Origin of the sequence: Aeromonas sp. 600886 (assembly GCF_049174935.1) — a bacterium.
Taxonomy (GTDB): Bacteria; Pseudomonadota; Gammaproteobacteria; order Enterobacterales; family Aeromonadaceae; genus Aeromonas; species Aeromonas veronii_A.
In genome coordinates this window covers 128172-148684 of the sequence record NZ_JAAKUB010000007.1, presented here as the reverse complement: position 1 = coordinate 148684, position 20513 = coordinate 128172, and the positions used below count along the sequence as shown (strand labels likewise).

Here is a 20513-nt window from a genome sequence, read left to right as displayed (position 1 = left end):
CCTTACAGCAGATGATGAGTGACGAAGACGGTGATAAAGCCAGCTGCCATAAAGGTCAGGGTGGCGACGATGGAGCGCAGGGAGAGCCGCCCCATACCACAGATGCCGTGACCGCTGGTGCAGCCATTGCCAAGACGGGTACCGATGCCGACCAGCAGACCGGCCAGCAGCACCACCGGCCAACCGGGCAAGGTGGTGAATGCGGGCATGGTGGCCCAACCCAGAGTCAGCGCCAACCAGGCGCCCGCCCCCAGCCCCAGCAGAAACAGCACCCGCCACGGTGCACGGTGTTGCAGCGCACCGGCCAAAATGCCGCTGATCCCGGCCACCCGGCCGTTGAACAACATCAGGATCAGGGCCGACAGCCCCGCCAGCATGCCGCCGCCCAAAGAGAGCAGCCATTGGCTTTCCATCATCAAGATTCCTTATTTTCTGAGTGACAAAAATGGGTTTGCAGCGCTCCCAGCACATCGGCCGCCGCCTCGCTCACCAGCGAGTAGTAGATCTGCTGGGAGACCTTGCGCGAACGAATCAAGCCGTAGCGCTTCAATACCGAAAGTTGCTGGGAAAAGGCCGACTGCCCGAGTTGGCTATGGGCCAGCAGCTCCCCGACCCCCTTCTCCCCCTCCACCAGCTGGCAGAGCACCATCAGGCGTTCGGGATGAGCCAACGCCTTGAGCAGGGAGGCGGCGGCTGTCGCATGTCTGTTCATCTCGTCGAATTGGCTCATAAGAGTAAATTAGCAATTGCTGATATTTGTTCTATTGTATAAAACAACACTAAATTAGCAACATCTAAAGTAGATAAGGAGAAAGACCATGACAGTAGATAACGGAGTCAGAGTCGTCGCGGGTTGCATGTTGCTGCTCTCGCTTATCCTTACCACCTGGGTTCATCCGGGCTTTGTCTGGTTGAGTGCCTTTGTCGGGGTCAACCTGATCCAGAGCGCATTCACCGGTTTCTGCCCGGCCGCCATGCTCCTCAAGCGCCTGGGGCTGAAGTAACAGGTCGCGTAAGACAGGGGCGGTCCTGCTAGCGGGGCGTCATCGCGCGGCGATGGCTATCGTCGCTCCCTGATGCTTATGGAGGTAGCCAGTCGGCCCCATTATTGACAAACTTGTATCTAAATGTTGCTGGAAGGTCGATAAGGCTTTACCTCACCGCTCTGGATGAGTACCATTTTGCCGTTCTTAACACAGCGGAGACCATCAGTGGGCAACTCATCAAGTGACAGTTGTAGACCGACCCTCATCGTCGGTACCAAGGTCGCGAGCTAGCCGCAGGTCTTTCTCTGCCGCATGCTCGCAACCCTGCGAGAAGCGGAAATCCACTCCCCTCTTCTCTTTTTTCACACTTGACGTCAGGTGATCTGGCTTTGCCATGACACCTTGCCTGCATAGTTTCTGCTTCCCACAAGGAGGCTGCTATGCGTTTTATCTCAATCAAACCGGCTGCGGATCGCGTGGTCGCAACAGGTTCTGTTGCAACCTGGGCTCACCCCCTGCTGAGCAAGCTGGGGCGCGGCATATTGCCACGCTGGCTGGGCGGCAAACCGCGCCAGCACCACTATAGGCTGCAGATCCGCTGCGAGGATCGCGCCGATATGGAGCAAGTGCTGGATATGGTGAGCCACACCCTGCAACCGGCCGGACTGCAACCGATGCAATCGATGAAACCGGGTCGCAGCGGCGGGCGAGAGCTGGTGCTCAATGTGCACTGCACTCCACCCCAGCGCCGCTATCTGGTGCAGTTTGTTCATCAGGTCGGAGTAGCGCATCCGGTGCGCTGGGAGCTGCGTCCGCGCATCGACACGACTCCCGAACTCAACTGACGCGCATCCTGCTGCACTAACGACCGTTCAAGGGGCCAGCCACGCTGGCCCCACTTGTTGCGTCCTCTCCGAGCGTCAGGGCATCTGATGATGCTCGCGCCCCGGAAGCTAAACCCGGGACGCTGCGTTTTTCTGCTGGCCATCCGCTCAATCCCCCTCTGATCCATCCGCCACCCGGCGTTTCATCATGGATTGTGCCAAGCCAGCTTTCATAAGAAGGAGTACGCCATGAAGATGTGGCAACAACTAGACATGCTCTCACTGCTCGACACTCTGGCTAGCCTGCTGCTCGCCTTTGTGCTCGGCAGTCTGGTCGGGCTGGAGCGCCAGTACCGCCAACGTACCGCGGGCCTGCGCACCAACGTGCTGGTCGCCGTGGGAGCCGCCCTGTTCGTCAGCCTGGCCCAGCGAATCTATGACCTGCACGGCGGCAACTACAACGTGGTCCATGTGGTGGCCTATATTGTCTCCGGCATCGGCTTTCTCGGCGCCGGCGTCATCATGCGCGAGTCGGGCAATATCCGTGGCATCAACACCGCCGCCACCCTGTGGGGTGTCGCTGCTGTCGGCGCCGCCTGTGGCGCCGGGCTCGCCATGGAGGCCATTCTGGGCGCCCTGTTCGTGCTGGCCGCCAACACCCTGCTGAGACCGCTGGTCAACCAGATCAACCGTCGCCCGGTAGACAATCTGGACACAGAAGTTACCTACAAGGTGACAGCCCTGACCCCGCGCGAGCATCAGAAGGAGGTGCTGCACTGGCTCGAGGAGATGCTGGAGCAGGCCAACTATCCCATGAGCGAGCTCGACATCGAGCCGTTTGGCGAGAGGGATCTGGAGATCTCGGCGGTGCTGCTGGCTACCTCCATCGATGGTGACGAGCTCGACGCCCTGATGGTGAAACTCGGCATTCATCCCCATATCAAGCAGATATTCTGGCGCGCCAGCACCACGGATTGAGTTGTCGATCAGAGTCATGGCTCCATCCACCAACGGCAAAAAGCCCCGCCAGCAATGGCGGGGCTTTCTCATATGGGATGGGCGAAGAGTGGCTAGCGGCGGCTGCGCCAGCGCACCCTGGGGGTGATCACCTGGGCAGTCTGCGCCGGGGGATTGCCCGCAATCAGTTGCTGCATCAGCTCGAAAGCGGCGAGGGCCAGCGCCGGACAATCCTGCGCCACCGAGTCGATTCGCATGGGAATGCAGTCGAGCAGGTCGTGATCGTCGAAGGTGCACAGCCGCATCCCTGTCTCCATCAACCCCGCCTCGTTGAGGTAGCGCAGTACCCCTTCCAGCAGGGTAAAGGAGGCGGTAAAGAGCCCCCTGGGAGGGGCTCCCAGCTCGGCCACCAGCTCAGCCATCAGCTGATAACCGGAGCTCGGCTGGTAGTCGCGATGGCGCACCCGGGCAGCATCGGCTTCAAAACCGGCGCGATGGAGCCCCAGCTCATAGCCCGCCAGCCGGTGACGGCTGGGGGAGAGATCCAGCAAACCGCCGAAGTAGTAGATCTCCTCTCCGCACTCGCTGGCCATGTCCCGCACCAGCTCGGCTGTCGCCTTGCAGGCATCGGAGATCACCATGGGCAGGCGCGACTCGCCAATATGGCGGTCGAGCTGCACCACCGGCAGGCGGTCGTGGATGCGGGCATAGATGTCATCGCTGTGGCCGCTGGAGGCGACAATCAGCCCATCCACCTGGCGGCTGATGAGGTTGTCCACCACCCGCTGCTCAAGGGCGGGATCATCCTCGGAGCAGGCGATCAGCAGCTGAATGCCCGCCTCCCGGCAGTGGGCCTCGAGGGCGCGGGCGATGCGGGCAAAACCGAAGTTGGTGAGATCGGGGATCACCAGCCCCCAGGTGTAGCTGCGGGTCTCGCGCAGGGAGCGGGCATGAAAGCTCGGCAGGTAGTGACACTCCTCCGCCACCGCCTGAATACGCTTGCGGGTATCGTCGGCAATCCGGTACTCCGCACTCTTCCCGTTGAGCACCAGACTGGCGGTCGCCTTGGACACCCCCGCCAGTTCGGCGATCTGGGCAATCGTGATCCGTTTCTTTTTCTCCACCTGGCCTCCCGGCTGACTAGAACCGGGCTATTGTACTAGGCATGCCGACAGCGGCCAGTGATTGAGGCAAATTTTGCAGCCATCATCGCCGTTACCTGATGAAAGTTGCGGCTTTTCCCCGGGGAAGTAGCGCGCCGACAGGCTGTGACGACCCTCATCGATGAAGCACTCCAGACTGGAGCGATCGCACAGCACAGTGATCCGCCCGCCAGCCCATGGGCTGCTGCGGGTCTCCCACGCTCTGCTCTGCCAGTTCTGGCGCCGCAAGGTGATGCGCCCCTGCTGCCACACCAGCTCAGCCACGGCACCAAACCAGAGACTCCCCTCACCGCAGAGCTCCATATCGAGCCAGGCCGAGTCGATGGCCAGCCCCGGAAACTCGCCAAGCGTCCCCTCGAAACGGGTCAACTCTCCCTTCAATGCCGCCAGCTCCGTCACCGGCCGCTGGCAGAGCCACTCATCCTGCCAGAACAGCTCCCGCGGGCAGCTCATCTGGTGGATCCAGCCATGAGCGACCGTGGGCTGGCTCATCTCGTTCTCCTCCGGCAACCCCAGCCAGCCGAACAAAAGGCGGCGACCCTGACTGTCCTGAGTGGTCTGGGGGGCATAGAACTCGAAGCCCCTGTCCAGCTCGTGGAAAGCCCCGTGCTCAAAGCGCTCGCCGTCGAAGTTGCCCGCCAGCCAGCCGCACTGGTAGAGGTTGCGATAATCCTCGCCTGCCGGAGCAATCCCCTGCGGGCAGCTGATCAGCACATGGCGCTCCCCCAGCGGGAAGAGATCCGGGCACTCCCACATATAGCCAAACTCACCCAGCCCCCCTCGCCCGCTACCGGCGATGGGGCCCACCCGCTGCCAGCTTTGCAGTGTGTCGCCGCGATAGAGCAGCACTTCCCCATTGTCATCCAGGGTGCGCGCTCCCAGTACCATCAGCCACTGCTGGCCGTCGTGCCACACCTTGGGATCGCGCACATGGCCGCTGTAGCCTGCGGGCAGCTCCAGCACAGGCCCCAGCTTGGCAAAACTACCCTCACAGTCGGCGCGGGCCAGACACTGATAGGCGGTGCGGCTGCCATCCGGGTATTTGACATTGCCGGTGTAGATAAGGGTCAGATGCCCCTGCTCGTCGCTCACCGCAGAGCCCGAATAGCAGCCGTGGCTCTCATAGGCTTCGGTGGGCAACAGCGCCACCGGCTCGTGCTGCCAGTGCAGCAGATTGGTAGAGGTGACATGGCCCCAGCCCTTGTTGCGGTGCTCGCAGCCAAGCGGGTTCCACTGGTAGAAGAGGTGGTAGCGCCCGTCGTGCTCGATAAAACCGTTGGGGTCGTTGAGCAGCCCCACCGGGGCTGCCAGATGCCAGCGGGGCCGATGGGGATCGGCCGCCGCTTTGAGCTGTCCGGCCAGCAGCGACCGGACAATCTGGTTGAGAAGATCGCTTTCCTTCATCACTCCACCTTGTACTTGAGCAGGTAGGAGGCTGCGAAGGCGGCACCAAAGGCGATCACCAGCCCGATGATGTAATGAATAAGGCTCATGGGCTGGACGATGGCCATGCCGGGAATACCGGTCAGCCCTACCGCCGTCATCCCCACCTTGGCCGCCACCACGTAGGCGCCGCCGCAGGCCCCGCCAAACAGACCGGCAAGGAAAGGTTTGATATAGCGCAGGTTCACCCCGAAGATGGCAGCCTCGGTGATGCCCAGCAGGCAGGACATGGCAGCCGGCACGGTAATGGCCTTGATCTTCACATCACGAGTCTTGAAGTAGACCGCGAGGCAAGCCCCACCCTGTGCCACGTTGGCCATGGCCCAGATGGGCAGCAGGAAGTTGACGCCAATTTGCGGATTGGCCAACAACCCCGCCTCGATGGCATGGAAGCTGTGGTGGATGCCGGTGATGACGATAAGCGAGTAAGTGCCGCCAAACACCAGCCCCGCCAGCCAGCCCGCCTGCTCATAGAGGGCACTCAGACCGAACGAGATGCCATCCCCCAATACCCGACCCGCCGGGCCGATAAAAAGCAGCGCCACGAAACCGGTGATGATGACGGTCAGGAACGGCGTGAGGATCAGATCCAGCGCATCCGGGATGCGCTTGCGCAGCTGTTTCTCCAGATGGGACATAAACCAGACCGCCAAGAGCACCGGGAAGACGGTGCCCTGATAGCCGATCATGGCCACATCCAGCCCGAAGAAATCCATGGTCTTGAAGCCACCGGCCACGCCCCAGGCGTTGGTCAGCGCCGGGTGGGTGAGGATGCCGCCAAGGGTCGCCCCGAGGTACGGATTGCCGCCAAACTCCCGCGCCGCAGTAAAGCCGATGAGGATCGGCAGTATGATAAAGGCCGCCGAGCTGAACATGTCGAGCATCACAAACAGGGCGCTGTCGGCATTGACCCAACCGTAGGTGCGCACCATGCCGAGCAGCCCCATCAGCAGACCTGAGGCGACGATGGCCGGAATGATCGGCACGAAGATGTTGGAGAGAGTTCGCGCCAACCGCTGGGCCACGTTGAGCTTGGCCGCCGCCATGTCGGTCAGCTCCGCCTTGCTGGCCGTCCCGGCGCCGGTCAGCGCCACAAACTCCGCATAGACCTTGTTGACCAAGCCGGTGCCGAAGATCACCTGGATTTGGCCCGCGTTGCTAAAGCACCCTTTGACCCCCTCCAGCTTGTCGATGGCGGCCTTGTTTACCTTGCTGTCATCGGCCAGCACCAACCGCAGCCGGGTGGCGCAGTGGGCAGCACTGACGATATTCTCCTTGCCCCCGAGCAGGGGCACCAGATCCTTGGCTATCGCACTGATATTCATATTCTTCCTCTTATGACCCGCCACGCTGGCGGGCCCTTGTCACATGAGAGTAGGGGCTGTCGAGCCGGGCTTCTAGCCTCAGCTCAACAGCCGCTTGCGTCTGATCGCAAAAAGGCATCCAGTTCGGAGCGTGTCGGCAGCGCCGTCATGGCCCCCTTGGCGGTGGTGGCGAGCGCCCCGCAGCCGTGAGCCTGAGCCAGAATGGCGGGCAGCTCGGCCTGCGTCGGCAGCGACGAGCGCCCGGCCAGCGCCGCCAGCAGACCGGCGACAAAGGCATCCCCCGCCCCCGTGGTGTCGATGGGCGTCACTTTCTGCCCCACCCACTCCAGCAACTCGCCATCAAGGCGGGCCACCACACCGGCCGCTCCCCGGGTCACCAGCACCAGCGCCGGGCCAGAGAGAGTTGCAAGCCCGGCAGCCAGATCATCCTCGCCGCTCAGCAGTTGCAGCTCCTCGATGGAGAGCTTGACCACATCCGCCTGTGCAATTGCCTGACGCACCAGCGGCAGCATCTCGGCGGGGTTGCCCCACACCTCGGGGCGCAGGTTGGGGTCGAAGCAGACCCGCCCGCCTGCCGCCTTGATGGCCGCCATGGCCTGCAGGCAGCTGGTGCGTACCGGCTCGTTGGCGAGCGCGATGGAGCAGGTCAGCAACCACTGACCGGCATCGAAACGGGGCAACTCATCCGGGGTGAGGAACTGGTCGGCGCTGGGGCGCACCATAAAGGTGAAGCTGCGCTCCCCCTCATCATCCAGTGCCACCAGCACGGTAGAGGTGCGATGGTCTGGATCGAGCCGCAGCGCGGCCACATCCACCCCCTCCCCGCTCAGGGTGTCGGCCATAAAGCGGCCGAACGGATCGGCACCGACCCGGCCGATAAAGGCCGCATCGCCACCCAGCCGTACCACACCAACCGCCACATTGGCGGGCGCGCCACCCGGACACTTGAGGTAGTGCAACGCCCCTTCCGGGATCAAGTCCACCACCGCATCCCCCATTACCCACACTCGATTCGTCACCTTGCTACTCCACTGCTGCATCGGATCCTCGGTCAAACCCGAACTCTGTTCTGTTGGCTGGCATTATCAGCTAAACCGTTTTAGCCAACCAACAGATCTCGGCACCGACTGCCATTTTTGTGATCGGGATAACGAACTAGAACCAGGTTTCCATCTGTACGCCAAAGTTCCACTCGCCACCGGCGGTGAAGTTGCTCTGGCCCATGGCATCGTCGCTAGCGTAGTTGTCGAGCTCGGAGGACCAGTCCATCCAGCTGGCGAACACCCTCAGTTCGGGACGTTCGAAGAAACCGGCGGTCTGCGCCTTGAAGGTGGGGGCGAAGGTGAGCTTGGTGAAGTTGCCGTTCACCGCCTGGCGGCCCTTGTAACCCTTGGGATCGAGATCCATGTACTGCCAGGCTGCCTCGTAGACCAGCTCGACGTTCTGGCTCAGCACCTGCGCTACCCGGGTATTGACGGTGAGCCAGCGGTACTCGTCCCCTTTCACGTAGCGATCCTGACTCTGCTCGGCCAGCAGGGCCGGGGCAAAACGCCAGCGCGAGTTGAGATCGGTAGCGCCAAACACGGCGACCCGCACTGCATCGGCGTCCGGCAGCAGCTCGCTGTCAGAGCCCAGCCCCTTGACCTCGGCCCCCAGCCCATGACCGTACAGCACCGCTGCCTTGGCAAACCCTGGGTTGAGGCCAAAGAAGCTCTCGCCGTGGTAGGCCAGCAGGGTGTGTGCCCCCTTGTCCGCCGCCTCGCTGCCCGCCCCCTTGTCATTGATGCGGGCGTCATTGTCCTTGGCCGAGAGGCCGTTCACCATCCACTGCCAGTTGCCGACGCGGTTGTTCATGGTGAGGATGTAGCTCTCGATATCGGAAAGACCGCTGGCGCTGATGTCGCCGTAATCGCGACCATAGAGGGAGAAGTTGACCTTCCAGCTGTCGGCCAGCTGCACGTCGTAAACGCCACCGCCGGTACCGGCCAGGAACACCACGTCGGAATCGAGCCAGTGGATGTCAAAGTTGTCCCGATCAAAGCGCTTGCCCGCCCACAATACTGCATTCTTGAAGGGGCCGTTGAAGCTCGCCAGATTGCCTATCTCGGCAAACACCTGACGGGTATTGAGGCTCGAATCGCTGGCAGTCCAGTCGTTGCTGGTCTCTACCCCGTCAGCCAGCATCAGCTTGTAGCGGGCCCAGCTGCCATCCTCGAAGGTCTGGGTTTTCAGCAGGTTGGCCTCCATATAGGTGTCATCCTCATTGCCAAGGCGACCTACGGCCCCGCCCACCGAACCGGCTGGCGTGATGTAGGGGCCGCCGCGCCCGCCGTTGCCATTGCCGTTGACCAACAGGCCCGAGCGGGCGTAGCCGTGAAACTCGAAGCCCTGGGCACCAGCGGTCTTCTCATCCACCTGCTGGCTGCGGTTGTCGGCCACCTGAGCCTGCTCGCTCGCCGCGCTCGCCTTCACTTCCGCCTGACTGGCACGGCTCTCTGCCGCCTCGGCTCTCGCTTCGGCTGCCTGTACCCGCGCCTCCAGCGCCGCCAATCTGGCCTCGACACTCTCACCTGCAATACTCGCCTGCGCCGCCCACAGCGGGCTGCTCATCCCCAATCCCAGCGCTACCGCCAGCGCCAACTTGCTCTTGAACATCATCATCTTCCTCACCTGTCATCTGTGGCCCGGACGGGCGCTGTTGTTATCGACAGCCAGAGCATAGCTAAACCAATTTAGCTAACTCAATATGACAACTAAACCGTTTCAGCAACAGTGTGAGCGGGATAACATTTGTACAGCAGGAATTGGCGGGAGTTGTGAGGAGGATCCCTCATCAGGATCCACTCAATAAGGCGGATCCCGATTCTGCGAGCAGCGACCCTGACAATGTGAATAGGAAGGGGGTCACCTCACCACCAACCGGATCAGGGTGCTGGCGATGGGTCTGCCAAGTATCGGCATACCCTATGCGTCATTCTGTTGGTGGAGATTGTTACACGCATTACACCATCAGGTTCGGCTACAAAGCAGCATAAATAATACCGATCACGCATGCGATATGGCTGAATACGCGACATTCCTGTCGTTCAATTACCAAAATATCAATAAAGATGTTTCTAAATGTTTCTGGCGGTGGATTAATTATTTACCAATAAGAACCATTCCAGTAGCATCGCAGCATTGATTAATAACGGAGACCATCAGTGGGCAATTCATCAGATGACAGTAGGTTGTTGAGCTCGTCAGCCAATACCTGAGTCGCGAGATCCCCGCAGATTGTTCTGCCGCTATCTCGCACTATGCGGAGAGCGGTTTATTTGCACCTGAGTGCAATTCCTTCCCTGTATTCACTCGATGTCTGTTACTGACGCCATCCAATGCTACAGACTGGATGCGTAAATAATGCCTGCATGGGTCTTCTCCTGATATCAGGGTCACCATGTCATTACCACTGTTACCTCATCACGCCATGTTTTTCCGCCTCTGGCGTGCGTCAACGATGGCGAACCTCTATCGCTGCAGGTCAGTAGCCACAAGGCTTTTGACAAGGTGGCATGGGAGATGGCAACAGCCGCTAGCCGGGCGACGACCGTCCCGCGATCCGCTCCACCTTCATTTACTTGTGCCGAGTGCAACACCTGTTCATTCCCCATGCGTGGCTATTGACGGGTAAGCATATGACGATTCTTTACATCAATCAGGAGGTGTGTCATGGACCCTGACCCTGGAGCCGGTATCGGCGACTAGTCCGGATTAATTTTCGGGCGTTATTTCCTTATCTATTTTTGCTGATGTGATGTCAGTCGGAATTCTATTTTCTATTTTCCAGGCTGATGTATTAAAGGATATATAAATGCAATACCAAGATATTCACCAACAACTGTATGTACTGCTGCAAAACAAGGATCGTATGGGGATCCAGAGTCTCAGCCTGAATATTCATGAGGTCGATCTGGCACAAGCGATAAACCGCCTGACAGATAAACATATTCATACCTTTCTCAATCTGGTTCCTGCATTGCGTGCCGCACGCATCTTCCGCCATCTGCCCAGCGATATTCAGGCCAGCCTGGTACGTTCCATGGCCAAGCCCCAATTGGAGGAGTTGTGTACCCGCCTATCCCCCGATGACAGAGCCGATCTCTACAATCGTCTGCCCGCAGCCTTGCGCCAGACCCTGCTCGATGCGATGACAGATGAAGAACGTGAGGATACGCAACGGTTGGCCTCTTACCCGGAAAACCTCGTCGGCTCCATCATGAGCTCGGATTGTGCCAGCCTGACGGCTGACATCACTGTGGGAGAGGGGCTGCAACGGCTGCGCAGCACTGCTGCCGACAGGGAGAGCATCTATACCCTGTATGTCGTGGATGAAATGCGCCGCCTCATCGGGGTTGTCTCCCTGCGCGAACTGTTTCTCGCCGACAGCAAAACCCCCATCTCGGCCATTATGCAGCGCGAGCTGGTGAGTATTCAGGCCGATGCCCCCAAAGGCGAAGCCGCGGAGATGATCGCCCGTTACAACCTGCTGGCCCTCCCCGTATTGAATCAGGATCAGCAGTTGCTCGGCATGGTGACCGTGGATGATGCAATGGATGTTGCCGAAGAGGAAGATGCCAACCGGATTGCCCGCTTCGGTGGTACGGCTGCGCTGGGAGGTCCCGAACTTGATCTTCGCGCATCCAGCACCTTTAACATGTTCAGCGCCCGATTCTTCTGGCTGGCGGTCTTGACCGTATTCGGCATACTGACCAGCAATCTGGTCGCCGCTCAGGAAGAACTCATCAGCGAAGTACTGATCCTCGCAGCCTTTATTGCCCCTATTATCGACATGGGGGGCAACTCGGGCAGCCAGTCGGCCACCTTGGTGATCCGGGCAATGGGCATGGGTCAGATCAAGCTGAGCATGCGTGACTTCTTTTTCGTGCTGCGGCGCGATCTGCCCGTCGCAATGGCTCTGGGGCTGGGTGTCGCCCTGCTGGAAGGGGTGATGGCATTCTGGAGCAAGAGCATCGGCTGGGACATCGTCATGATTGTCAGCCTCTCTGCCATGACGGTGACTGTGGTTGGCAGCCTGCTTGGTCTGGTCCTGCCGTTTGCCGCACGGAAGATGGGGACTGATCCGGCAACCCTCAGCTCCCCCATGCTCACCTCGATCATGGATCTGTTGGGCGTGCTGATCTATTTTGGTTTCGCCTATGCCTTCCTCGGTGGGTCACTGGCTGCTGCCTGACAGCGCACAGCAGATGGGGGCAGCCAAACCACCGCCATCTCCGATAGTTCAAGATAAAAGAGAGGGAGGCATCACGCCTCCCTCTCTCTTTATATCGACACGGGTCTATGCCATCACTTGGTCAGATCGTCGAAGAAGCGTTTCACCCCTTCGAAGAAGCCTTCCGATTTCGGCTTGTGGGTCTTGGCAGCGGCACCGCTGAAGGATTCGTCCAGCTGGCGCAGCAGCTCTTTCTGCTGCTCGGTGAGGTTGACCGGAGTCTCGATCACCACCTTGCACATCAGATCCCCTACCTGACCGGAGCGTACTGACTTCACGCCCTTGCCACGCATGCGGAACATCTTGCCAGTCTGGGTCTCCGGAGTGACCTTGAGCTTGACGCGGCCATCCAGGGTCGGCACTTCAATCTCGCCACCCAGGGCAGCTGCGGTGAAGCTGATGGGCACTTCGCAGTAGAGGTTGTTGCCGTCACGCACGAAGATCTCGTGCTCTTTGACGTGCACCTGTACGTAGAGATCCCCTGCCGGAGCTCCCGCTTCCCCCGCTTCCCCTTCACCGGAGAGACGGATGCGGTCGCCGGTATCGACACCCGCCGGAATTTTCACCGACAGGGTCTTGGTGCGCTGGTAGCGACCTTCACCGTGGCACTTGCGGCACGGATCCTTGATGATCTTGCCGCGACCGTGACAGTGCGGACACGCCTGCTGCACCGCGAAGAAGCCCTGACGCATCTGCACCTGGCCGGAGCCGTGGCAGGTCGGGCAGGTCTGGGCACTGCTGCCGGTGTGGGCACCGGAGCCGTTACAGACTTCGCAGTGGACCAGAGTCGGCACCTTGATCTCCTTGGAGACCCCGCGTACCGCCTCTTCCAGCGTCAGCTCCATGGTGTAACGCAGGTCGGAGCCACGGGCCGGGCCACGACGGGCACCACCACGGCCACCGCCGAAGATGTCACCGAATACGTCACCAAACATGTCGGCGAAGTCGGCACCGCCGCCAAAGCCACCGTGGCCACCGCCACCCTGGCTCGGGTCGACACCGGCATGGCCGTACTGGTCGTAACGGGCACGCAGGTTGGCATCGGTCAGGACCTCGTAGGCTTCCTTGACCTCTTTGAACTTCTCTTCGGATGCGGCATCACCCTGGTTACGATCCGGGTGATACTTCATGGCCAGGCGCTTGTACGCCTTCTTGATCTCGCGATCGTCGGCATCTTTCGCCACACCCAGTACTTCGTAGAAATCGCGCTTCGACATACTCATCCTGTGGTTACGCAGACGGGCGTTGGTTACCCAACGCCCGTGAATTCATTGACCAAGCCGATGGGCGAAGCCTGCTTCGCCCATCTGGGTAGGGCTTACTTCTTGTCGTCTTTCACTTCTTCGAACTCGGCGTCGACTACGTCATCGTCAGCCTTGGCAGAAGAAGAGGACTGACCGGCATCAGCACCGGCTGCACCCTGGGCCTGAGCCTGCTGCTGGGCAATTTCCATCAGCTTCTGGGACGCTTCCAGCAGGGCCTGCTGTTTGGCTTCGATGGCAGCCTTGTCGTCACCCTTGATGGCCGCTTCCAGCTCGCTCAGAGCAGCTTCGATCTTGGTCTTGTCGTCGGCAGGCAGGGCTTCACCGGCTTCGGTGATCTGCTTGCGTACGGAGTGGACCAGACCATCAGCCTGGTTGCGAGCCTGTACCAGCTCTTCAAACTTCTTGTCCTCGGCCGCGTTGGCTTCGGCTTCGCGTACCATGCGCTCGATCTCGTCATCAGACAGACCAGAGGAGGCCTGGATGGTGATCTTCTGCTCTTTGTTGGTCTCTTTGTCTTTCGCAGAGACGTGCAGGATACCGTTGGCATCGATGTCGAAGGTCACTTCGATCTGCGGCAGACCACGCGGTGCAGGACGGATGCCTTCCAGGTTGAACTGGCCCAGAGACTTGTTGTCGCTGGCGCGCTTGCGCTCACCCTGCAGCACGTGAATGGTCACGGCAGACTGGTTGTCTTCGGCAGTGGAGAACACCTGGGACTTCTTGGTCGGGATGGTGGTGTTCTTCTCGATCAGCGCAGTCATCACGCTACCCATGGTTTCGATACCCAGGGAGAGCGGGGTAACGTCCAGCAGCAGTACGTCGGTCTTGTCACCGGACAGTACGGCGCCCTGGATGGCAGCACCCATGGCCACGGCTTCGTCCGGGTTGACGTCTTTACGCGGCTCTTTGCCAAAGAACTCGGCAACGGTCTTCTGAACCAGCGGCATACGGGTCTGACCACCAACCAGAATCACGTCGTCGATCTCGCCAACTGCCAGACCGGAGTCTTTCAGGGCAACACGAACCGGCTCCAGAGAGTCCTTCACCATGTCTTCTACCAGGGATTCCAGCTTGGCGCGGGTCACCTTGATGTTCATGTGCTTCGGACCGGTGGCATCTGCAGTGATGTACGGCAGGTTGACGTCGGTCTGCTGGGCAGAAGAGAGCTCGATTTTGGCTTTCTCGGCGGCATCTTTCAGACGCTGCAGAGCCAGCTGGTCGTTGCGCAGGTCGATGCCCTGCTCACGCTTGAACTCGTCAACCAGGTAGTTGATGACGCGGTTGTCGAAGTCTTCACCACCCAGGTGGGTGTTACCGTTGGTCGCCAGTACTTCGAAGGTGGTTTCGCCTTCGACTTCGTCGATCTCGATGATGGAGATATCGAAAGTACCGCCACCCAGGTCATACACGGCAACCTTGCGCTCGCCCTTGACCTTGTTTACGCCGTAAGCGAAAGCAGCTGCAGTCGGTTCGTTGATGATGCGCTTAACATCCAGACCGGCGATGCGACCGGCATCCTTGGTGGCCTGACGCTGGGCGTCGTTGAAGTATGCCGGAACAGTGATAACTGCTTCGGTTACCGGCTCGCCCAGGTAGTCTTCGGCGGTCTTTTTCATCTTTTTCAGCACTTCGGCAGAGATCTGCGGCGGTGCCATTTTCTTGCCCTTCACCTCAACCCAAGCGTCACCGTTGTCGGCCTTGGCAATGGCGTACGGCATGATTTTCAGGTCACGCTGCACTTCGTCATCTTCAAAACGACGGCCGATCAGACGCTTGATGGCGAACAGGGTGTTTTTCGGGTTGGTGATGGCCTGACGCTTGGCCGGCTGACCAACCAGGATCTCGCCATCATCGGCATAGGCAATGATGGACGGAGTAGTACGATCGCCTTCTGCGTTCTCGATCACGCGAGCAGTGTCGCCATCCAGAATAGCGACGCAGGAGTTGGTAGTACCCAGGTCAATACCGATGATTTTACCCATTTGACGAATCTCCAAATACTTTGAATAAACTGGCGAGGAACTCGCCTTAATGCGTTAACGGCTAGGTGGGGGCAGCCAATCTGGCTTTCAAGCTCCCGGCATCAAATTTTTTGTGCCGCCGCGGCCTTGCTACCTATATGGGGTCGCCAGACGCAGCTTCAAGCCCCAACCCTAAAAAACCACACCTTTTGTCATGGTTGCGCGGTCACGTTGAGCCGTAAAACCGGGCAAGATGAACAGGTGCTGCACTGCGAAACAAAAAGCCCGCCACAGGGCGGGCTCGGGCACCCACAGCCAATCAGTCGACCGCTTTGGCGATCATCACCATGGCCGGACGGATCACCCGACCGTTGAGGTCATAGCCCTTCTGCATTACGGCGATCACGGTGTTCGGCGCCACATCGGCACTCGGCACCATGCTCATCGCCTGATGGGCGTTGGGGTCAAACGGCTGGTTGATCGGGTCGAGCGCCACCAGACCAAACTTGGCCACGCCGCTCTGCATGGATTTCAGGGTCAGCTCGACACCTTCGATCATCGGCTTGAGGGCTTCGTTCTCCTTGTCGGCCAGTTCGATTGCACGCTCAAGGTTGTCCAGCACCGGCAGCAGTTCATTGGCGAACTTCTCCAGAGCGAATTTGTGCGCCTTCTCCACATCCAGCTCGGTACGACGACGCAGGTTCTCCATCTCGGCGGCGGTACGCAGGGCGCGTTCACGCTCTTCCGCCGCTTTTTGGATGGCGGTTTCCAGCTGCGCTTCCAGTTCGGCAATACGGGCCTGCTCGGCTGTCACTTCACTGTCTACATCGGTCGGCTCGACTGGCTGGGCTTCCACTTGCTCCATCGCTTCAACCTTTTGCTCTTCGTGGTTCATGACATCTCCAATTCCGGGGTTACTTATGAGGGCCCTGACGTCTGGTTGAGCGACCGGACGACAACAGACCGACTATGTTGGCGCTATTATGGGGATGCATCCCCGGCTTTCAAGGGGTAAAGGGCAATCTGGGTTGCTGAATAGCTGCAACCATCGGTTTATCCGGGTTACCGCTCACCGTTTAACCATTAGCCTCAAGGGGATAGCCGGCACCCTCACACGGGAGAGCGTCACAAGCGGAGCAAAGCACTGTATACTGGCCCGCAATACCCATCCCAGATCTGACTGACTATGGATTCTCCGTTCAAAACCATCGCCCTGATTGGCAAACCCCACCATGAGGGGGCCAACCAGACGCTGACCGGCCTGCATCAATACCTGACCGCCCGCGGCTTTCGGGTACTGGTGGAGAGCCGGGTCGCCCAGACCCTGAGCATCCTCGATGAAAACGTGATGGATCTGGTGCAGCTGGGCCAGCAGGCCGATCTCGCCATCGTGGTGGGCGGCGACGGCAACATGCTGGGGGCGGCGCGGGTACTATCGCGCTTCGATGTGGCGGTGATCGGGGTAAACCGGGGCAACCTCGGCTTTCTGACCGATCTCTCGCCGCAGGATTATCTGCTGCCGCTGGAGCAGGTGCTTTCCGGTCACTACAAGAGCGAACACCGCTTCCTGCTGGAAGCCTCGGTCTATCGCCACGGCGAGCGCAAGTCGAGCAATCTGGCGGTCAACGAGGCGGTACTGCACCCGGGCAAGATCGCCCACATGATCGAGTTCGAGGTCTATATCGATGGCAGCTTTATGTATAGCCAGCGCTCGGACGGCATCATAGTGGCCACCCCGACGGGCTCGACCGCCTACTCCCTGTCGGCGGGCGGCGCCATCCTCACCCCCAAACTCAACGCCATCACGCTGGTACCCATGTTCCCGCACACCCTGAGCAGTCGCCCCATAGTGCTCGATGCCGACAGCGAAGTACGGCTGCTGGTCTCGCCGGACAATCAGGACGATGCCATGCAGGTGAGCTGTGACGGCCAGGTGACGCTGGCGGTCCACCCGGGGGACGAGATACTCATCAAGAAGAGCCATCATCAGCTTCATCTGGTTCACCCGCTCGACTACAGTTACTTCCACGTGCTGCGCAACAAGCTCGGCTGGGGCAGCAAGCTGTTCTAATCGGCGCTGACCGACAACGGCATTGCCAGAGAGGGCGCCTGAATTGGCGCCCTTCTCTTTTCTGTCGTGGCAACGTCCCCTGCACTCTCATATCCGTACCGCGTCCCAATAGTCAGTACCGCATTTTCATAGCCATACCGCACTGGCGCGGCTTTCCTTTGTTAAAAATGACGGAGCCCTCTTTACTGTATATAAGACCAGTATATACTGGATGCATACACAGTAATGTTGACCTATACAGGATGAGACCATGCTGACCCAGCTGACCGTCAACAACTTCGCCATCGTCAAGTTTCTCGAACTCGATCTGCAACCGGGCATGACCTGCATCACAGGTGAGACCGGTGCCGGTAAATCCATCGCCATCGACGCTCTCGGTCTCTGCCTTGGAGAGCGGGCCGAAGCCGGCATGGTGCGACCCGATAGCGACAAAAGCGAGGTCAGCGCCCGCTTCCTGCTGGACAACAACCCGGCCGCCCGCGCCTGGCTCGCCACCAACGAACTGGAAAACGAAGGTGAGTGTATCGTGCGGCGAGTCATCTCTGCCGAGGGCCGCTCACGCAGCTATATCAACGGCGTGCCCGTCCCCCTCACCCAGCTCAAGAATCTGGGTCAGCTGCTGGTCAACGTACACGGTCAGCATGCCCACCAGATGCTGCTCAAACCCGACTACCAGCTCGCCCTGCTCGACGGCTACGCCGGCCACCATCTGCTGCTCGATGAGGTGCGCCAGCACTATCAGCAGTGGCGTCAACTGCAAAACGAGCTGAACCGGCTCAAGGCCGAGCAGCAGCAGCGGGAAGCCCGCCGCCAGCTGATCGAGTATCAGGTGCAAGAGCTAGACGAATTCGCCCTGCAACCAGGGGAGTTCGAAGAGATAGAAGAGGAGCACCAGCGTCTGGCCAACGGCACCGAGCTGATGCAGGAGTGCGGGGCTTGCCTCGACCTGCTCTATGACAACGAAGAGACCACTATCGCAGGGCTGCTGCAATCAGCCGTCGATCGTGCCGAGGGGCTGGTCAGCATGGACAGCCGCCTCACCCCGGTACTGGAGATGCTTAACGAAGCACTGATCGGGGTGCAGGAGAGCCACAGCGAGCTGCGCAGCTACCTCGATCGGCTGGAGCTGGATCCCGAGCGGTTCAACGAGCTGGAAGCTCGCCTCTCCAAGGCGATCAATCTGGCCCGCAAGCACCACGTCAAACCGGCGGATCTGGCTCAGTACCATCAGGAGCTGGCCTCTGATCTTGCTCGCCTCAACTCCGATGAAGAGCGGTTAGAGGGGATGGAAGATGAGCTGGCCGAGGCCCGTCAGGCTTTTGTCCAGGCCGCCGAAGCCCTGAGTCAGAGCCGTCAGCGTTACGCCCAGGAGCTGGGCGCCAAGGTAACCAGCAGCATGCACGAACTGGCGATGCCCGATGGCCGCTTTGCCATCGAGGTGCGCCCCGATGCCCAGAGCAGCCTCTCTCCGCTGGGTATAGATCGGGTGGAATTTATGGTCACCACCAACCCGGGCCAACCGATCCAGCCGCTTGGCAAGGTGGCCTCCGGCGGTGAACTGTCGCGTATCAGCCTTGCCATCGTGGTGATCAGCGCCCGCAAGGTCTCCACTCCGACCCTGATTTTCGATGAAGTGGATGTGGGGATCAGCGGCCCAACTGCCGCCGTGGTGGGTCGCCTGCTGCGCCAGCTCGGCGAGTCAACCCAGGTGATGGTGGTCACTCACTTGCCTCAGGTGGCAGGCAACGGCCACCAGCATATGGTGGTGAGCAAGCATACCGATGGCAAAACCACCGAAACCCGGATGGATTCGCTCGACCAGAATGCCCGTCTCAATGAGCTGGCGCGCCTGCTCGGTGGTGACCAGATCACCGACAACACCCTGGCCAATGCTCGCGAGCTGCTGCGTCGCTGAATCAGGCAATAAAGCCCATTTGCAGCGATGGCGACTGATAGCGCTGACAGAACATGCTGACTGCGCAGGCACAGGCACAGGCGAGAGCTATGGCCTGCGCAGTCAGTAATAGCCAATAGCCAATAGCCAATAGCCAATAGCCAATAGCCAATAGCCAATAGCCAATAGCCAATAGCCAATAGCCAACTGTGAGAACCGAACTCGCGTCAGGATTACCGACCCAGATCAATAAAATGGCGAGTTAGGCGAAGCTGGCAGCAACATGGGCGTGGATCCGGTTGCCTTCATGTGGCGGATTTCGCATAGTGTTGCCCCCCTTTATGGGTATCCAATTGTGAGGCTTTGTCTATGATCCACGTTTTTGGTCACAAGAATCCTGATAGCGACAGTATCTGCAGTGCGCTGGTTATCACCGACTGGCTCAATGGCCAGGGCCGTCAGGCCACCCCATGGCGTTTGGGTGACCTGCGCACCGAAACCCGTTTTATTCTGGAGCAGGCTGGCGTCAGCGAACCCGAGTTGCTGACCAAAGATCTGACCGGTGAAAATGTCTGGCTGGTGGATTTCAGTGATCTGGAACAGGGCCCCGCCACACTGGCACAAGCCAATGTATTGGGTCTGGTGGATCACCACCGTCTCGGCACTCTGGTCACCCAGTCTCCGCTGGATGCCTGGATCCGGGCCGTCGGCTGCACCTGCACCATCGCCTTCGATCTGCTGAGCCAGCAAGGCACCGTGACCCGCAGCCAGGCTCGCCTGATGCTGGGTGCCATCATGAGCGACACCCTCTGTCTCACCTCGCCGACCACCACCGAGCAGGACAAGATCGCTTGTGAGCGTCTGGCACCGCTGGCCGAAGTATCGCTGGCCGAGTTCGGTCAACAGCTGCTGATGGCAAAAACCGACCTGAGCGGCCTCACTCCTGCGCAGTTGCTGCAGCAGGATGAGAAAGCATTCCAGGCCGAAGGTCTGAACTTCATCATGAGCCAGATTGAAGTGGGCAGCGAACAACAGCTTGCCGACCAGATTGACACTCTGCTGCAAGAGATGGCACACCGTGTTGAAGGCGAAGGGCTCGACTTCTTCGTGCTGATGGTGACTGACCTGACGGCCGCAGCCAGCCGCATCTACTTTACTGCACACCCGAAAGTACCGGCAGAGTCCAGCTACCACCCGGGCTTTGTCAGCCGCAAGAAGCAGGGTCTGCCCTGGGTGATGGATCTGCTGGCCAAGGCCTGATCCTCCCTCGCCATCACCTATTCCAAAGCCCTGCCTCTGCGCAGGGCTTTTTCATCGCCACCGCCAGCCGCACTCCCCACCCTCTTGTTGAC

At 59.9% G+C, this 20513-nt stretch carries 17 protein-coding genes; 7 read left to right on the top strand and 10 right to left on the bottom strand.

Annotation, left to right across the window (positions count from 1 at the left end):
* Positions 1-2: 2 nt before the first annotated feature.
* Together G5179_RS07990 and G5179_RS07985 are read right to left on the bottom strand one after the other, a co-directional pair.
* Entirely contained in the window at positions 3-416 is a 414-nt protein-coding gene (locus G5179_RS07990) for a YeeE/YedE family protein (RefSeq protein ID WP_064338373.1), read from the bottom strand.
* Entirely contained in the window at positions 416-730 is a 315-nt protein-coding gene (locus G5179_RS07985) for an ArsR/SmtB family transcription factor (RefSeq protein ID WP_005338008.1), read from the bottom strand. The genes G5179_RS07990 and G5179_RS07985 overlap by 1 nt, the downstream gene beginning before the upstream one ends.
* An 88-nt stretch (positions 731-818) precedes the next feature.
* Here G5179_RS07985 and G5179_RS07980 point away from each other — a divergent pair, with 88 nt between their 5' ends.
* From G5179_RS07980 to G5179_RS07970, 3 genes are all read left to right on the top strand, one after another.
* Positions 819-1004 carry a YgaP family membrane protein gene (locus G5179_RS07980; protein WP_421258163.1) on the top strand — a complete coding sequence of 62 codons (186 nt, stop codon included), beginning with the start codon at positions 819-821 and terminating at the stop codon, positions 1002-1004.
* Between the two features lie 422 nt (positions 1005-1426).
* On the top strand, positions 1427-1831 hold the full coding sequence (locus G5179_RS07975) for a hypothetical protein (protein WP_421258162.1): 405 nt from the start codon (positions 1427-1429) through the stop codon (positions 1829-1831).
* A 228-nt stretch (positions 1832-2059) separates the two neighbouring features.
* A complete protein-coding gene (locus tag G5179_RS07970; RefSeq protein WP_201990472.1) occupies positions 2060-2788 on the top strand; it encodes an MgtC/SapB family protein in 729 nt (242 codons plus the stop codon).
* Positions 2789-2880: 92 nt separating this feature from the next.
* Here the strand turns inward: G5179_RS07970 and G5179_RS07965 are convergent, their stop codons facing one another.
* The 5 genes from G5179_RS07965 to G5179_RS07945 form a co-directional block, all read right to left on the bottom strand.
* Positions 2881-3891 (bottom strand): substrate-binding domain-containing protein, encoded by a 1011-nt coding sequence (locus G5179_RS07965; protein WP_100646367.1) that lies wholly within the window; start codon positions 3889-3891, stop codon positions 2881-2883.
* A 27-nt stretch (positions 3892-3918) separates the two neighbouring features.
* Positions 3919-5334, bottom strand: coding sequence for a glycoside hydrolase family 32 protein (locus G5179_RS07960; RefSeq protein ID WP_421258161.1), 1416 nt, complete (start codon positions 5332-5334; stop codon positions 3919-3921).
* Positions 5334-6698 carry a sucrose-specific PTS transporter subunit IIBC gene (locus G5179_RS07955; RefSeq protein WP_421258160.1) on the bottom strand — a complete coding sequence of 455 codons (1365 nt, stop codon included), beginning with the start codon at positions 6696-6698 and terminating at the stop codon, positions 5334-5336. The genes G5179_RS07960 and G5179_RS07955 overlap by 1 nt, the downstream gene beginning before the upstream one ends.
* Before the next feature lie 83 nt (positions 6699-6781).
* Positions 6782-7738, bottom strand: coding sequence for an aminoimidazole riboside kinase (locus G5179_RS07950; protein ID WP_421258159.1), 957 nt, complete (start codon positions 7736-7738; stop codon positions 6782-6784).
* Positions 7739-7853: 115 nt separating this feature from the next.
* On the bottom strand, positions 7854-9359 hold the full coding sequence (locus G5179_RS07945; RefSeq protein WP_421258158.1) for a carbohydrate porin: 1506 nt from the start codon (positions 9357-9359) through the stop codon (positions 7854-7856).
* 1192 nt (positions 9360-10551) lie between these two features.
* Between G5179_RS07945 and mgtE the strand changes: the two genes are divergently transcribed.
* Positions 10552-11931, top strand: a complete 1380-nt coding sequence (mgtE, locus tag G5179_RS07940; protein ID WP_216954257.1) for a magnesium transporter — start codon at positions 10552-10554, stop codon at positions 11929-11931.
* Between the two features lie 113 nt (positions 11932-12044).
* Here the strand turns inward: mgtE and dnaJ are convergent, their stop codons facing one another.
* The 3 genes from dnaJ to grpE all read right to left on the bottom strand — a co-directional run bounded on the left by dnaJ (position 12045) and on the right by grpE (position 16091).
* On the bottom strand, positions 12045-13187 hold the full coding sequence (gene dnaJ / locus G5179_RS07935; RefSeq protein ID WP_216954258.1) for a molecular chaperone DnaJ: 1143 nt from the start codon (positions 13185-13187) through the stop codon (positions 12045-12047).
* A gap of 101 nt (positions 13188-13288) precedes the next feature.
* Entirely contained in the window at positions 13289-15217 is a 1929-nt protein-coding gene (gene dnaK, locus G5179_RS07930) for a molecular chaperone DnaK (RefSeq protein ID WP_103422676.1), read from the bottom strand.
* 298 nt (positions 15218-15515) lie between these two features.
* The gene (grpE, locus tag G5179_RS07925; RefSeq protein WP_005338036.1) at positions 15516-16091 is read right to left on the bottom strand and encodes a nucleotide exchange factor GrpE; all 576 of its coding nucleotides are present in this window, start codon (positions 16089-16091) and stop codon (positions 15516-15518) included.
* 291 nt (positions 16092-16382) lie between these two features.
* Here grpE and nadK point away from each other — a divergent pair, with 291 nt between their 5' ends.
* The 3 genes from nadK to G5179_RS07910 all read left to right on the top strand — a co-directional run bounded on the left by nadK (position 16383) and on the right by G5179_RS07910 (position 20421).
* Positions 16383-17267, top strand: a complete 885-nt coding sequence (gene nadK / locus G5179_RS07920) for an NAD(+) kinase (protein WP_005338038.1) — start codon at positions 16383-16385, stop codon at positions 17265-17267.
* A gap of 250 nt (positions 17268-17517) precedes the next feature.
* Positions 17518-19182 carry a DNA repair protein RecN gene (recN, locus tag G5179_RS07915; RefSeq protein ID WP_227340913.1) on the top strand — a complete coding sequence of 555 codons (1665 nt, stop codon included), beginning with the start codon at positions 17518-17520 and terminating at the stop codon, positions 19180-19182.
* Positions 19183-19530: 348 nt separating this feature from the next.
* Positions 19531-20421, top strand: a complete 891-nt coding sequence (locus G5179_RS07910) for a manganese-dependent inorganic pyrophosphatase (RefSeq protein WP_323874835.1) — start codon at positions 19531-19533, stop codon at positions 20419-20421.
* Positions 20422-20513: the final 92 nt, after the last annotated feature.

Coding starts and splice junctions, on each gene's coding strand:
- mgtE (WP_216954257.1), top strand. CDS start 10,552: ATGCAATACCAAGATATTCACCAACAACTGTATGTACTGCTGCAAAAC.
- G5179_RS07980 (WP_421258163.1), top strand. CDS start 819: ATGACAGTAGATAACGGAGTCAGAGTCGTCGCGGGTTGCATGTTGCTG.
- G5179_RS07950 (WP_421258159.1), bottom strand. CDS start 7,738: ATGCAGCAGTGGAGTAGCAAGGTGACGAATCGAGTGTGGGTAATGGGG.
- G5179_RS07970 (WP_201990472.1), top strand. CDS start 2,060: ATGAAGATGTGGCAACAACTAGACATGCTCTCACTGCTCGACACTCTG.
- recN (WP_227340913.1), top strand. CDS start 17,518: ATGCTGACCCAGCTGACCGTCAACAACTTCGCCATCGTCAAGTTTCTC.
- G5179_RS07990 (WP_064338373.1), bottom strand. CDS start 416: ATGATGGAAAGCCAATGGCTGCTCTCTTTGGGCGGCGGCATGCTGGCG.
- nadK (WP_005338038.1), top strand. CDS start 16,383: ATGGATTCTCCGTTCAAAACCATCGCCCTGATTGGCAAACCCCACCAT.
- grpE (WP_005338036.1), bottom strand. CDS start 16,091: ATGAACCACGAAGAGCAAAAGGTTGAAGCGATGGAGCAAGTGGAAGCC.
- G5179_RS07910 (WP_323874835.1), top strand. CDS start 19,531: ATGATCCACGTTTTTGGTCACAAGAATCCTGATAGCGACAGTATCTGC.
- G5179_RS07955 (WP_421258160.1), bottom strand. CDS start 6,698: ATGAATATCAGTGCGATAGCCAAGGATCTGGTGCCCCTGCTCGGGGGC.
- dnaJ (WP_216954258.1), bottom strand. CDS start 13,187: ATGTCGAAGCGCGATTTCTACGAAGTACTGGGTGTGGCGAAAGATGCC.
- G5179_RS07960 (WP_421258161.1), bottom strand. CDS start 5,334: ATGAAGGAAAGCGATCTTCTCAACCAGATTGTCCGGTCGCTGCTGGCC.
- G5179_RS07975 (WP_421258162.1), top strand. CDS start 1,427: ATGCGTTTTATCTCAATCAAACCGGCTGCGGATCGCGTGGTCGCAACA.
- G5179_RS07985 (WP_005338008.1), bottom strand. CDS start 730: ATGAGCCAATTCGACGAGATGAACAGACATGCGACAGCCGCCGCCTCC.
- G5179_RS07945 (WP_421258158.1), bottom strand. CDS start 9,359: ATGATGATGTTCAAGAGCAAGTTGGCGCTGGCGGTAGCGCTGGGATTG.
- dnaK (WP_103422676.1), bottom strand. CDS start 15,217: ATGGGTAAAATCATCGGTATTGACCTGGGTACTACCAACTCCTGCGTC.